Source organism: Candidatus Buchananbacteria bacterium (genome assembly GCA_013359225.1).
In the GTDB taxonomy this organism is placed as follows: Bacteria; Patescibacteriota; Patescibacteriia; order Buchananbacterales; family UBA6539; genus JABWCG01.
Map to the genome: position 1 here is coordinate 149,560 of JABWCG010000001.1, position 13,855 is coordinate 163,414.

Annotated in this window: 16 protein-coding genes; 10 read left to right on the plus strand and 6 right to left on the minus strand. The window is 40.8% G+C overall.

Going from position 1 to position 13,855, the window contains the following annotated elements:
* Positions 1-6: 6 nt before the first annotated feature.
* The 3 genes from HUU49_00840 to HUU49_00850 are packed head-to-tail and all read left to right on the plus strand — an operon-like array spanning position 7 to position 2,243.
* The gene (locus HUU49_00840) at positions 7-699 is read left to right on the plus strand and encodes a hypothetical protein (protein NUM25152.1); all 693 of its coding nucleotides are present in this window, start codon (positions 7-9) and stop codon (positions 697-699) included.
* Positions 681-1,523, plus strand: a complete 843-nt coding sequence (rfbD, locus tag HUU49_00845; protein ID NUM25153.1) for a dTDP-4-dehydrorhamnose reductase — start codon at positions 681-683, stop codon at positions 1,521-1,523. The genes HUU49_00840 and rfbD overlap by 19 nt, the downstream gene beginning before the upstream one ends.
* A 3-nt stretch (positions 1,524-1,526) precedes the next feature.
* Positions 1,527-2,243 (plus strand): NTP transferase domain-containing protein, encoded by a 717-nt coding sequence (locus tag HUU49_00850; GenBank protein NUM25154.1) that lies wholly within the window; start codon positions 1,527-1,529, stop codon positions 2,241-2,243.
* Here HUU49_00850 and HUU49_00855 read toward each other — a convergent pair whose 3' ends face one another.
* Positions 2,244-3,617, minus strand: a complete 1,374-nt coding sequence (locus tag HUU49_00855; GenBank protein ID NUM25155.1) for a PEGA domain-containing protein — start codon at positions 3,615-3,617, stop codon at positions 2,244-2,246.
* A 92-nt stretch (positions 3,618-3,709) separates the two neighbouring features.
* Here HUU49_00855 and HUU49_00860 point away from each other — a divergent pair, with 92 nt between their 5' ends.
* The 5 genes from HUU49_00860 (at position 3,710) to HUU49_00880 (ending at position 8,815) form a co-directional block, all read left to right on the plus strand.
* Positions 3,710-5,017, plus strand: a complete 1,308-nt coding sequence (locus HUU49_00860) for a UDP-N-acetylglucosamine 1-carboxyvinyltransferase (protein ID NUM25156.1) — start codon at positions 3,710-3,712, stop codon at positions 5,015-5,017.
* A gap of 14 nt (positions 5,018-5,031) precedes the next feature.
* Positions 5,032-6,321: a S41 family peptidase gene (locus tag HUU49_00865; GenBank protein NUM25157.1), complete on the plus strand. Its 1,290-nt coding sequence runs from the start codon at positions 5,032-5,034 to the stop codon at positions 6,319-6,321.
* A 17-nt stretch (positions 6,322-6,338) separates the two neighbouring features.
* On the plus strand, positions 6,339-6,614 hold the full coding sequence (locus HUU49_00870) for an acylphosphatase (protein NUM25158.1): 276 nt from the start codon (positions 6,339-6,341) through the stop codon (positions 6,612-6,614).
* A gap of 6 nt (positions 6,615-6,620) precedes the next feature.
* Complete coding sequence (gene rplI / locus HUU49_00875; GenBank protein ID NUM25159.1) at positions 6,621-7,073, plus strand: 50S ribosomal protein L9; 453 nt, start codon at positions 6,621-6,623, stop codon at positions 7,071-7,073.
* Positions 7,074-7,180: 107 nt separating this feature from the next.
* The gene (locus tag HUU49_00880; GenBank protein NUM25160.1) at positions 7,181-8,815 is read left to right on the plus strand and encodes a CTP synthase; all 1,635 of its coding nucleotides are present in this window, start codon (positions 7,181-7,183) and stop codon (positions 8,813-8,815) included.
* 50 nt (positions 8,816-8,865) lie between these two features.
* Here HUU49_00880 and rpmA read toward each other — a convergent pair whose 3' ends face one another.
* A complete protein-coding gene (rpmA, locus tag HUU49_00885) occupies positions 8,866-9,156 on the minus strand; it encodes a 50S ribosomal protein L27 (GenBank protein NUM25161.1) in 291 nt (96 codons plus the stop codon).
* Between the two features lie 95 nt (positions 9,157-9,251).
* Here rpmA and HUU49_00890 point away from each other — a divergent pair, with 95 nt between their 5' ends.
* Entirely contained in the window at positions 9,252-10,106 is an 855-nt protein-coding gene (locus HUU49_00890) for a C39 family peptidase (protein ID NUM25162.1), read from the plus strand.
* A 3-nt stretch (positions 10,107-10,109) separates the two neighbouring features.
* Positions 10,110-11,258, plus strand: coding sequence for a cysteine desulfurase (locus tag HUU49_00895; protein NUM25163.1), 1,149 nt, complete (start codon positions 10,110-10,112; stop codon positions 11,256-11,258).
* A 48-nt stretch (positions 11,259-11,306) separates the two neighbouring features.
* On the opposite strand, the gene HUU49_00900 is transcribed toward HUU49_00895, so the two are convergent.
* The 4 genes from HUU49_00900 to pilM are packed head-to-tail and all read right to left on the minus strand — an operon-like array spanning position 11,307 to position 13,845.
* Positions 11,307-11,699 (minus strand): hypothetical protein, encoded by a 393-nt coding sequence (locus tag HUU49_00900; protein ID NUM25164.1) that lies wholly within the window; start codon positions 11,697-11,699, stop codon positions 11,307-11,309.
* On the minus strand, positions 11,696-12,265 hold the full coding sequence (locus HUU49_00905) for a hypothetical protein (protein ID NUM25165.1): 570 nt from the start codon (positions 12,263-12,265) through the stop codon (positions 11,696-11,698). Before HUU49_00905 ends, HUU49_00900 begins: the two co-directional genes overlap by 4 nt.
* Positions 12,255-12,797 carry a PilN domain-containing protein gene (locus HUU49_00910; protein ID NUM25166.1) on the minus strand — a complete coding sequence of 181 codons (543 nt, stop codon included), beginning with the start codon at positions 12,795-12,797 and terminating at the stop codon, positions 12,255-12,257. The genes HUU49_00905 and HUU49_00910 overlap by 11 nt, the downstream gene beginning before the upstream one ends.
* A complete protein-coding gene (gene pilM / locus HUU49_00915; GenBank protein ID NUM25167.1) occupies positions 12,790-13,845 on the minus strand; it encodes a type IV pilus assembly protein PilM in 1,056 nt (351 codons plus the stop codon). The genes HUU49_00910 and pilM overlap by 8 nt, the downstream gene beginning before the upstream one ends.
* Between the last annotated feature and the right edge of the window lie 10 nt (positions 13,846-13,855).

Below are 13,855 nucleotides of genomic sequence, written 5' to 3' on the forward strand. Positions count from 1 at the left end.
TTGTTGATGACCAGTGATCGAATTGCAAAAAGAATATATGTTTCGGTGGTGACGTTTTTAGGCGACTGGCGCCAGATGATTAGCGATGTCAATAAATTTAAGCTGAAAGAAATTTCGCTTTTTTTGACCGGTATTGGCTACCGTGAACGCCAAGAACTCTACCAACTGCTGGCACAATCAACTGTCAGGCGGATTCCGCACGTTCATGCCCGACACGACATGAAAGAGTCAGAACTTGATTATTTAGTTAAACGATATGGCGTTAAGGCATTTACGATCCACTTTCAATTTTTAAAACATTTTAAAAATTCAAAACATAAGAAGATTTTTTTTGTTGAGACGAATGACGGCAAGCACCGCATTAAAAGTTTAGCGGCTTTGAAGCAGGTTGGGGGAGTGTGTGTTGATTTATCACACGTTAAGCAGTTTGAAATTTCTGGCAATCCGGAACTTGAAGTCGCAAAGCAGGCGATTAAAAAATACAAAGTTGGATGTAATCATTTAAGTGCGGTATTGCCAAACGGTAAAAGTAAACACACCGCCGCCGGGATTAGCCAATTAAACTATGTTACGTCGCTGCCAAAAAGTTATTTTTCTTCTTATATCAATATTGAGTTAGCAAATTCAATCCCGCAGCAGCTAAGGTTTAAAAAACACCTAGTAATGATTTTGACAAAACAATGGAACAAAAAATTTTAATTTTAGGCGCCAATGGCATGCTTGGCCATGACTTGGCCGAAGTTTTTAGCAATCAAAAACCAACACTGTGGGATCAGTCTGATTTAGATATCACTGATGAAGCGGCAGTTCAAAAAAAACTTAGCGCTTTTTCGCCAACAATTGTTATTAACGCTGCGGCCTATACTAATGTTGATGGTGCAGAAACTGATTCAGAACTTGCCTTTAAAGTTAACGCTGATGGTGTTGGCTACTTAGCGAAAACTTGCCAGAAATTGTCGGCCATTTTGGTTCATTTTAGTACGGAGTATGTCTTTGACGGTGAAAATAGTAACGGTTATAAAGAAGATGATCAAGCTAATCCGCTAAACATTTATGGGCAGTCAAAGGCTAAGGGTGAAGCGCTCGTCAGGCAATATTGCGAGATGCATTACATTATCCGTAGCAGTTGGCTGTATGGTAAATTTCCCCAGGTCGGTAAGCCGCGAGGCTTGAATTTTGTGGAAACTATGCTAAAATTAGCCCGTGAAGGACGGGATTTGAATGTTGTTAACGATCAGTTCGGCAAACCGACATATACATTAGATTTAGCGCAACAGACTAAAGAGATTGTCCTTGGCCAAAAATCGTGCGGCACGTATCATGTTGTTAATGAGGGTGTTTGTACCTGGTATGAATTTGCCCGAACAATTTTTGAATTTAGCAAGTTAGATGTCAAGTTAAATCCGATTACTTCCCAGGAATATCAGCTACCAACCCCGCGGCCGAAATATTCGGTGTTGTTAAACACAAAGCTGGAGCCGTTGCGCAGCTGGCAGGAAGCATTAAAAGATTATTTACAATAACTTATGAAGGGAATAATTTTAGCTGGTGGAACTGGTTCACGCCTGGATCCACTCACCAGAGTAACCAACAAACATTTATTGCCGGTTTATGATCGGCCGATGATTTATTATCCAATTCAGACGTTGGTTAATGCCGGTATTAAAGATATTATGATTGTCTCGGGCAAAGGGCATGCTGGACAATTTTTAGAGCTACTTAAATCCGGCAAGGAGTTTGGGGCTAAATTTTCATATGCGGTTCAGGAAGAAGCCGGTGGCATTGCTCAGGCGTTAAGCCTTTGTGAAGATTTCGCGGATAACGAAAAAATTGTCGTAATGCTTGGCGATAATATTTTGGAAGATGACATTACTAACGCCATTGAAAGTTTTAAATCGCAATCGTCTGGTGCCAAGATTTTTTTGAAAGAAGTCGTTAATCCAAAATCGTTTGGCGTTGCTGAAATTAGCGGAGATAAGATTAAAAGCATTGAAGAAAAGCCAAAGCAGCCGAAAACTAATTTTGCCGTAGTGGGTGTATATCTGTATGATGCCCAGGTGTGGGGAGCGGTGAAAAAATTAAAACCCTCCGGTCGCGGAGAGCTCGAAATCACCGATGTAAACAATTTTTACGTTAGTAAGGGTGAAATGACCTTTGAAATTCTTCAAGGTTGGTGGGGTGACGGCGGTGAATCATTTGACAGTCTGCTGCAGGCGGCGAATCTGGCGGCGGCTAAAAAGTAACTATTGAATTTCCAGGCGGTAAACGCCGCTTTGGTTGCCGATTTTTCCTTTGAAATAGAGATTATTTCCGCTGTTATCAATCGTCATTGAATCAATCGTTTCCAGAGAGGTTAACTCAATATTATTTTTTGTATCGTATTCTTTAGCTTCAATTATCCGGATGCTATTTTTTGTTTGGTAGATGATATAGTTGTGTTTAGGATACCAAAGTACTTGCTTGATTTCCTCGCCGAATCGGGTAATCAGATCTTTTTCCTTGGTTTTGGTATCAAAAATCCAGATTTCAAAATCGGTATAATATAAAATTTTTCCCAGTTCCACGGACCAGACGACTTGCTGGGCTTTATCTTGCAGGATGATGTCGTCGGCAATATCTGCAGTCGAGAATGAATCATCATTGATAATGAACAGGTCGCCGGTTCGGTGGTCTTGCAGGGTCAAAAATCCCGTGACTGATTCTTTAAAGCTGAATTGTGACTGGTCGGGCAGCTTTATTTTTTCGGTTTCGCTAACCGTTTTATTTTCCAAAATATTTTTATTCAGGTAAGATTCCCGTCCAGTTTTGGTGATGTAGTAGAGGCTTTGGTTTCGCACCTGGATATCCTGGATATTAGCGGATAATAGCGATGTTGTTGAATTATCAAATAAATCAATTTGGTATAATACTGATTTTCGCAAACCGTACAGATAGTTATCATTATTTTCATCCCAGACAACATCGTCGAAATTTAAACGCGTAATATCGAATAAATCTTTAATTTTTAGGGTATCAGCGTCAATAATCAGATATTTATTAAAGTCACCGACTGTTTGTCTGAACAGAGCCTTGTTTTGGCTCGGCGACCAACGGACAAATTCAAGGTTGTTATAGGTTTGGCGACCAAATGACTTAATCAAAAAATCGGTGCCGGTTTTGATGTTATAGAGTCTGAGCTCCTCGTCTTTTTCACTAAGTTTAGAGTAGATTATTTTCTCCTGGCTTGGCGCAGTTTTAAAAATATTGATATCACCTTCAATTAAATTAATTGGTAGCGTTTTTTTAAACAAGACAATGTCTCGGCTGAATGTTGTCAGATTGCTTTGCACTCCCAGGTCTTGTTGCCAGGGGTAATACCCATCTTTAGTCACTTGAACAAAATAGGTGTCGGGCAGCAGGCGAGTGAAACGTTTGGGAGTTTTACCTTCATATTTACCGTTAATAAAAATGTCGGCGTTTTTGGGGAATGATTCCAGATAAAGAATTCCGGTTTTTTCAACGCGGCCTTTTTTGAAATTATAGCTATAGCCAGCAGCGTAGATAATAGTAATTGAGGTAATAACAAAAAAGGCGATGATGAAAGTAATATATAGAATTCGGCGGTATTTAAGTTTCATAATGGCGCTGCTTGAAAAAAAGTAACTAAAATAGTAGAATTATTAAGTCTAACGTTTAAATTTTACCAAATTTTAGACCGCTTAGCTACCCTATGTCAAATTACCTCATCACCGGCCAGCAGCGCCTGCGAGGCACGCTGGTAACCAATACGTCAAAAAATGCCGCCGTTGTTTTATTGAATGCGGCTCTTTTGAATAAAGGTGTAACAACTTTAATGGGAGTGCCAAAGATTGAGGAAGTTAACCGGATCATTGAAGTGCTGGAAAGCGTTGGTGTTTCGGTGACCTGGTTTGGTGAAAACAATATTCGTATCAAGCCGCCGAAGAAATTAAATTTTTCCAAGCTAAATTATCAGGCAGCGAGTCGCACCCGAAGCATTATTTTTTGGTTAGCGGCGCTGGCGGCTGACTATCAGTCATTCAAAGTTCCACAGCCCAGCGGCTGTCGAATTGGCAAACGTACGGTCAAACCCCATTTGTTTGCTTTGGAAAATTTTGGAATAAAAGTAAAAACGACATCACGATATTATGAGGTTTTGGCGCGTAATCTTCGCGCGGCCGGCGACATTGCATTGTACGAATCGGGTGACACGGTGACGGAAAATGTTTTGATGGTCGCCGCCCGTCTTGGGGGCCGCACCAGGGTGTCGTATGCTTCAGCCAATTATCAGGTTCAGGACCTTTGTTTCTTTTTGCAGAAATTAGGAATAAAAATCAAAGGGATTGGCACCACCACTCTGGAAATTTATGGCCAAAAGAACATTAATAAAAATATTACCTATTATCTGACTGAAGACCCAATTGAATCGATGTTATTTTTGGCGATTGCAGTGACTACTAATTCAAGCCTGACGATTAAGCGGTGTCCGATTGATTTTTTAACGCTTGAGCTTTTAAAGCTTGAGAAAATGGGCTTTAAATATGAAATTCTGAGGCGGTATAAAGCCAAAAACGGCCAGGCCAATTTAGTTGATATTAAAACATTTAAGAGTAAGCTGGTGGCGCTTGAAGAAAAAATTTATGCCCGGCCGTATCCGGGTTTGAACATGGATAACTTGCCATTTTTTGTACCAATTGCCACGCAAGCGAAAGGCGAGACATTTATTTTTGATTGGGTCTACGAAAATCGCGCTATCTACTATACCGAATTAAATAAGCTGGGGGCGAAGGTTAATCTAGTTGATCCACATCGGGTTTATATTACCGGTCCTACGAAACTTACCGCCGCCGAAGTAATTTGTCCGCCGGCGCTACGGCCTTCAACGATTATTTTGGTTGCCATGCTAGCCGCGAAAGGCTCATCAATTCTACATCACACATATTCCATTGAGCGCGGGTATCAGGATTTGTGCAGCCGCCTGTCAAAAGTAGGTGCTAAAATAAAAAAGATTGAAGAATAATTTAAGATAATCACATGACGGAAAATCAAAATCAAAAACCAAAGTTAGTTAAAGGAATTTTGGTTAGTTATGCGGGCTTAATCGCCATATTGCTTGTTTTTATTTTGGGGTTTGCGGTTGGTAAGTCATCGTTATTTAAGAATGAGCAAAAAAATATTTCTGGTGGTGAAATCACCAACGCCGAAGAGATTCCTGACTTTTTGAAAGAAGATGTTGACTTTCAGGAATTTTGGCAAGTGTGGAAATATATCAAAGAAAATTATGTTCAGTCAGATGTTACGGACACCCAGCTATTTTATGGTGCAATGGCTGGTCTAGTTGGTGCCTTAGACGATCCGTATTCGGTATTTTTTGATCCGGAGATCTCGGAGAAATTTGAAGAAGAGCTTTCGGGTAGTTTTGAGGGTATTGGCGCTGAAATCGGCATCAAAGAGGGCCAGCTTACCGTGATTGCGCCGTTAGAGGGTACACCTGCTAAACAAGCCGGTTTGAGCGCTGGTGACGCGATTTTGGCTATTGACGGCTATGACACTGCCGGGATTGCCTTAGATTACGCAGTGAGCAAAATTCGGGGAGATAAAGGCAGCGAGGTGGTATTGTCTATCTATCGAACCGGCGATTCAGAACCGCACGATGTTACCATTGTTCGGGATACTATTGAAATTGACAGCGTTAAACTTTCCCGCAAGAGTGCTGACGGCAAACCGGAAGAAGGTTTTGAACTTAAGGATGGGGATATTGCATATATTGAGTTAAGCTATTTTAACGAAAATACCCTGGCTGATTGGAATAAGACGATCCAGGAAGCGTTAGCGGCGAATCCAAAAGGTATTGTCTTGGATTTACGTAATAACCCGGGTGGTTTTTTGCAGACGGCAATTGAAATTGCCGGTGAATGGGTGAATGGTAAAGAAGTGGTTTACGAGCGTTTACGCGATGGAGTGAAAATTGCTCATAATGCAAACCGCCAAGCACGGTTGAATGATTTTCCGACGGTTGTTCTGGTTAACCGAGGCAGTGCTTCTGGGTCGGAAATCGTGGCCGGTGCATTGCAGGATTACGATGAGGCGACCATTATTGGTGAAACCACTTTTGGGAAGGGTTCAGTCCAGGATTTAAAGAAATTTAAAGATGGTTCAGCAGTTAAGTTGACTATTGCTGAATGGTTGACGCCGCTGGAGCGCAATATCAATAAGGAAGGTATTAAACCAGATATCGAAGTTGTAATGACCCGCGAGGATTACGAAAATAACCGCGATCCGCAACTTGATCGAGCTTTGGAATTTCTCCGCAACGGTCAGTAAGGATTTAACACACATTTATGATCAGCCGCCTGGTATTAAAAATTCAGGGGCAGGTGCAAGGAGTCGGTTTTCGTTTTGCTTCACAGCAGGAGGCTCGAAGTCGAGGGCTACGGGGGCATGTTAAGAATCGTAAAGATGGTTCGGTTGAAATTGTTGCCGAGGGCCCAGCCGAGGACTTGAAAAAATTTGTGGACTGGTGTTATAATGGTGTTGGACCAGCAATGGTTCAAAAGATTGAACAAACCTGGTCGGAACCGACTAGTGAATTTTCTGATTTTGTAATAAAATTTTAGACTTTTATGAAAAAAACCCTGAAAGTAATTTTGTTAAAGAATGTCGCTAATTTAGGCAAAGCTGGAGATCTTAAAGATGTTTCTTTGGGATATGCCAGGAATTTTTTGTTGGCTAATAATCTGGCTGAGGAAGCAACGGCCAAGGCAATTGCCGAGCTTGATGTTAGGCGTGCTAAGATGGCTAAAGAGGCCGAACTGGAGCTGGGCCGGGCTGAAGAGCTGGCGAGAAAACTTGAGGGGCAAACAGTTGAGATTACCGCCAAGGCTAGTGATGAAGGAACATTATACGCTGCGATTTCATCTGCGAAGATTGCCAGCGCCTTGAAATCAAAGGGGTTTGATGTTGCTAAAGACCAAATTTCAGCCAGTCATATTAAAGAACTTGGAGAGCATGAGATTGTGATTAACTTAGACCACGGTTTAGAGGCAAGAATTACTTTAATTATTAATTCGGAATAACAGTGACTTTTAGTTTTGGTAAAATCAAAGCAGATATCAATTAAGACCCACCGTCGCCGGTGGGTTTGTCGCTATAAAAATATTAACTATCAAATTAATTTAAACATATGTCAAAATTTATTTTTGTGATGGGGGGAGTAATGTCCGGGGTTGGCAAAGGGGTAACCGCCGCTTCAATCGGAAAAATTCTTCAGTCCCGGGGATACCGGGTTACCGCGATTAAGATTGATCCATATATTAATGTTGATGCCGGCACAATGAACCCGACCGAACACGGTGAAGTGTTTGTTACCGATGATGGCGACGAAACCGATCAGGATATCGGCAATTATGAACGATTTTTAAACACGGATATTTTGCGTGTTAATTATATGACTACCGGCCGGGTGTATCAGTCTGTGATCAACCGCGAACGCAACTTGGAGTATGGTGGTAAGTGTGTTGAAGTGGTGCCGCATATCCCTGAAGAGGTGATTAGCCGGATTAAGAAGGCGGCCGTTAAATCAAGGGCCGATATTACAATTATTGAAGTTGGCGGAACGGTTGGTGAGTATCAAAATGTTTTATTTCTTGAGGCCGGCAGAATGATGCATTACCGAAATCATGAAGATGTTTTGTTTATTTTAGTAAGCTATTTACCGGTGCCCGGTACCCTTGGTGAAATGAAGACTAAGCCAACCCAATATGCGGTACAGCAAGTTAATGCGGCCGGGATCCAACCGGACTTTATTATTGCTCGATCAATCTTGCCGATTGATGAGCCGCGGAAACAAAAGATCTCAACTTTTTGCAACGTCAGTAAACACGACGTTATTTCTAATCCTGACGTAGAATCAATTTATGAAATTCCTTTGATTTTGGAGCGAGAAAATTTGAGTGAGAAAATTTTGAAAAAATTAAAGCTTAAGCCGAAAAAGAAGAATTTGTCTGATTGGCAGAAAATGGTTCGCTCAATTAAGAATGCCAAAAAGAAGGTAAAAATTGGTATTGTTGGTAAATATTTTGCCACCGGCGATTTCGTGTTGCCGGACTCATATATCTCAGTTATTGAGGCGGTAAAACACGCCGGTTTAGCCAATGGTGTCAAACCGGAGATTCATTGGATCAACTCGGATGTGTATGAGAAAAACCCCAGCCTCGTTAAGGAATTAAAAGATTATGATGGAGTGATTGTTCCGGGCGGTTTTGGCAGTAGAGGCATTGAGGGCAAGATTCAGGCAATTAAGTATGTCAGAGAAAACGGCATTCCTTATTTAGGATTGTGCTATGGCATGCAGCTTGCAACCATCGAATTTGCCCGTAACGTCGCAAAATTGACTGATGCTGCCAGTACGGAATTCAAACCAAATACCAAACATCCGGTAATTCATATCATGCCTGACCAAGCCGAAAAAATGGCCAAGAAACAGTATGGTAATACCATGAGACTAGGAGCATATCCGGCTGTGCTGGATAAGAATTCCAAAAGTATTGGGCTATATGGCACTAAAAAAATCAGCGAGCGTCATCGGCACCGCTATGAATTTAATAATGATTACCGCGACCGATTGACTAAAAAAGGGTTATTATTGGCGGGGTTATCACCAGACAAACATCTGGTTGAAATAATTGAAATTCCGTCTCATCCTTTCTTTGTGGGTACGCAGTTTCATCCAGAACTTAAATCTCGGCCATTAAATCCGCATCCTTTGTTCAAGGGGTTAGTGGCTGCGGCAAAAAAGCGTTCGGTCGCTAAGAAATAAAGACTAATAAAAAATCCTGCCACTTGTAAGCGGCAGGATTTTTTGAGTAATTATTTTTCGGAATTTTTCGGCAAGATGTTTACAAATTTTGCCCATTCAATATTTCCGGTAAATTTTTTGATCTTTTTGCGGCTGAATTTCACTACGCCTGGAATGAGGGCGTACAGCGTATCATCATTGCCACGCTTGACATTTTTTCCGGCTCGGAATTTACTGCCGCGTTGGCGGACTAAGATGCTTCCTGCGGGGGCAAATTCGCCCTCGTAAAGCTTAATGCCAAGTCGTTTGGATTGGGAGTCTCGTCCAAGATGTGTGGATCCACCGGCTTTCTTATGTGCCATAGGGGTAAATAATTAGTTTACTAACTTAACATAAATAATATAAAGGATAATTGTTGGATTGTCAAGCAACCTGCTTTAGGATATACTGGGAAAGTATGAAAATTAGCTATTTTTTGATAATAACCCTGTTAGTTGGAATTTTGAGTGGCTGTGCGCCTCGCATTGAGTCTAATTTTAATGCTGTAGCAAACGGCGAGCCTGATCAAATACCGGTTGCCGCTGACAGCAAAACGGCGACAACTTCCAACCAGCAAGACGTTGAAATTACCGAATCAGAGGTGCCCCTAAAGCCTGTTAAAGAAGAAGCGCTTGTTCCAAAGCCAACTGAGATGCCGGAAGCCGGGCCGGAAGCTGTTATACCTCAAAAATTAGATTCGGAAATGGTTTTTGTTTCCCAGGCTCCTTATGCAGTGTGGGATCAGTTGCACGAGGAAGCATGTGAAGAAGCGTCGATGATTATGGTAAAAAAGTATTTTTCTAAAGAGAGTCTGAGCGCTCACATAATGGAACAAGAAATTCTTGATTTAGTTGAGTGGGAGCAGACGCAGGGGTACCAAATTGATTTGACTGCTCAGGAAACGGCGACTATTTTACGCGACTATTTTACGCTTTCGGCCGAAGTAATAACTGACGTAAATGTTGAGCGGATTAAACAGGAATTAGTGGCAGGAAAGTTGATTATTGTTCCCGCCGCCGGCCGGGAACTTGGCAATCCGTATTTTCAAACGCCGGGGCCGATTTATCACATGCTAATCATTAAAGGGTTTGACGATAACACGCAGGAGTTTATTACTAATGATCCTGGAACAAGGCGTGGTAAAGATTTTCGGTATAGTTACCAGCGCCTGCTTAGTGCGATTCATGATTGGGATCATGAATTAGCAAAAGGAGGAATGACTGATGAAGAAATCAGTCAGGGACGCAAAGTGATAATTTTAGTTAGTAATTAATCTATGACTATTCATAAGACAAGAATATATTTTGATCACGCCGCCACTACTCCAATTGACAAGGAGGTTTTAGAAAGCATGATGCCTTTTCTGACTTCAGAATTTGGCAATGCTTCGTCGGTCCATTGGTTCGGCCAGACGGCCGCAGTAGCTGTTGAAAAAGCCAGACGGCAGGCCGCTGATGCCCTGAATTGCCGGGCGAATGAAATCTACTTTACATCTGGTGCAACAGAGAGCAATAACACTGTTATAAAGGGTTTGGCTCAGCCCGGGCAGCATATTATCGTTTCGCAGATTGAGCACCCCTCAATTTTAGAACCGGCAAAAATAATGGAACGGTGGGGAATTGAAGTAACGTATTTACCGCCTGACAGTAATGGTTTAGTTTCGGTTGAGGCTGTGTCACGGGCGGTTAAAGATAGTACTGTTTTGGTTTCAGTTATGTACGTTAATAACGAGATTGGTACCGTCCAGCCGATTGCTGAAATTGGTCGGCTAATTAGAGAGCTTAACCAATCTCGTAAGCAAAGAATATTTTTTCATACAGATGCTGTACAAGCCGCTAATTATTGTGAGCTGGATGTTGAGGCATTGGGAGTGGATTTACTATCATTATCCGGCCATAAAGTGTATGGGCCAAAGGGTATTGGTTTGTTATACCGTAAGGCCGAAGTGCCGCTGCAGTCGCTACTCTCCGGCGGCGGTCAGGAATATGGTTTCCGGTCAGGAACTTTAAATGTTCCGGCCATTGTTGGTTTTGGCAGGGCGTTGGAGCTAGCTTCAAAGAATCGGATATCTGACACGAAAAAAATTTTAGAACTACGTGATTATCTTATTAATTTGATTTTAAAAAAAGTCCCTCAAGCGCGATTGAATGGTGATAGTGAACATCGGGTTGCTAATAACGCCAATGTTCTTTTCCCTGAGTCTGAAGGGGAAACGGTTTTAATGCTGCTTGATCAGGCTGGATTTGCTGTCTCAAGCGGTTCGGCCTGTTCTTCTGGATCGCTGGACCCGTCTCATGTTTTGCTGGCATTGGGTCTTGACGCGACGGCTGCCAAGGCTAGCGTTCGTTTTAGTCTTGGTCGCGGCAATAATAAAAAACAGATTGACAACCTGATTTTAGCACTACTTGAGGCTTTGCAAAAATAAACGATATAAAAAAATCAGCCGGTAAATGTCGGCTGATTTTTTTATATCCTATGGGGTGGTTGTCGCAGTGTTGGTTGAAGTCTGATTTGGTAATTCTGCTTGGTTCGTTATAGTATTCTCTTGGTTGATTTCTGGGTTAACTTTATTTTCATTGAATGGATCAGTTATTACATCAAAATTAATATCATCGGTGGTTGATGATTTTTTATTTAGCCGATTTAAAACGGTTTCAACTTTGTTGATGTCAATAATGTCAGGAGCAACTTCTTTTTTAAGTAAGATTATTTCTTCCGATTGGGCGATAGTTTGGTAGAAATTTCTATATAAAAAACTGCCTAAGAGTGCTAGCGCCGTTAACAAGAGAACAAAAATCAGGATGTAAAAATATCGCAGGGAAAACAAGGCCTTTGACGCTTTAATTTTCGGTAATTTTATTTTCATAGGTTAGTAGTAATTTTTGCTTCCTCGGGCTCTGGCATAACATATATCTTTCCGACAATCAAAGAACTGACAACCGGATTAAGTGATTGGTCTTGAGCTGAACCCAGGGCAATGGAGCTAATACTGTAATAGTAGTTTAGTTTTTCTAGTTCATTTAAATATTTTAGAGTGTCGACGAATGTTCCTTTGACGACAATTTCAAGTGGTACGGCATGGTATGTTCCTGAGCCCTGATCTTGTTTGGTTCCTAATTTCAATGTTTGTTCCAGTTTATATTGGCTTGATATTGATTCAAGGGCGGTGATAAACTCTAATTCTTTTCCTTCCTTGATAAAAATGTTAGCCAGTTTATTTTTCTCAGGCTTAATTTTTTCAAAGTCCTCCATAGTTTTTTTCAACAGCTGTCCTTTGAGATATTTTTTTTCCAAATCTAACCTTTCTAAATAAACATCATTACTTATTTTTTTAATGTCATTAATCGTCGGTAAGATGATAAAATAGGATATCATTCCTGACAGCAACAACACCGCTAATACGGCAATTATAATTTTTTGTTTAGTCTGCATATTTTTTTATTTCGTCAATATTGATATCGGCTTTGACGCTGATATCAATGTCTTCTCGCCGCAGCAGGTTGTCAATTGGTACTTCAATGTTGAAAAACAGGGGAGAGGATTCCAAATTTTTTTGGAAGCTAAGAAGCTCGTCTCGGGTTGATGCAATGCCGGTTAGAAGAATCCGATTTTCTTTAATGGTTATGCTGTCCAAGCCAATACCGGTCGGCACTAATTTTGAAAAATCAATAAAAAATTTTGACCACAGCAAGTATTCGGATTGGATACTGGCAACAGCGTTTAGTTGAGTGTTGAAATTTTTGACATCTTGGCTTAAGGTGTTGGCATATTTAGTGGTTAGGGTTGTTTGCTCCACAATCCGGTTGAAGTGATTTTGAAGTACTACTTTTGCCGACAGCAATGCAATGGCTGACAGTATATTAATCAATAAAATGGCAATAACAAAATTTTTAATCATGATATAAAATTGAGTCAGGCGTAACTCATTTTTCTTCGATGGCGGAATCAGGTTGAGGTTAATCATATAGGGTTTTTTTATCAAACGATCTTAAGGCCAGGCCGATAGCAGTGGTATATGAGAGTATCCTTTCTTTGGGGATTGACCCTTTTTTATCATTTTTTATTTTTATCATTGGGTTGCCGATTGCCACTGGCAGATTAAGTTTTTGGGCAATGACTTTATCAATGCCAATGAAGTTGGATCCGCCGCCGCAGAGGATAATTTCTGCAATCTCGCTTGCCTCAGAAAAATTGCTTTTATAAAAGATCAGACTCTTTTTGATGTGTTTACTAATATCGTCGATTGGTTTTAAGAGAATTTTTAGCAGTGCGCCTTCACATCGCTGAGGATCAAGTCCGCAGACAATTTTTGCTTCCTCAGCCTTGTTGTGATCTAGCTTAAGTGTTTTTTCGATTGTCTCGGTAATATTATTGCCAGAAATCGGCAGACTTACCGTAAACTGGACAGTGCCGTGGTCATAAATTATTAAGCTGGATCGGGCGGCGCCAAAATCAATTATTATCCTTGGCTTGATGTCATTTTTATCGATGAGCGATCTAATGATGGCTGCTGATTCAATTTCCAGGATATATGGGGACAGGCCACTTTTTTCTAATGCCAAAAAATAACTTTCAACAATATTTTTAGCTGCGGCCCCTATTAAAATCTTAGTAGTGTCTGGTTTTTTTTCAATAATTTGCCAGTCAAGATAAATCTCTTCAAGTGCCATCGGAATATGATTTACGATCTCATCATTAACGAGTTGTTGATAGGAATTTTTATCTTCAGGGGTTTTTATCTCTATCACCTTAATAAAAGTTTTTGTTTCTGGTAACACTGAAATTACTTTTCGACCGTTTAATCTTCGGGCGGTCTTGGTGAGTTTTTTTATCAATTCAATCAATTTCTTTTCATCAGTAATTTCGCCATTAGTAATAACACCAGCCGGAAGTGCTAGTTCATTGTAGGAAGTTATGATATTTTTTTTACCTTTTTTGTTTAGCTGAATTAACCGTAATGCGCCGTCACTGATATCGATGCTAAAAAATTCTTGTCCGAAACTTAGTGCCATAATTTTTTGA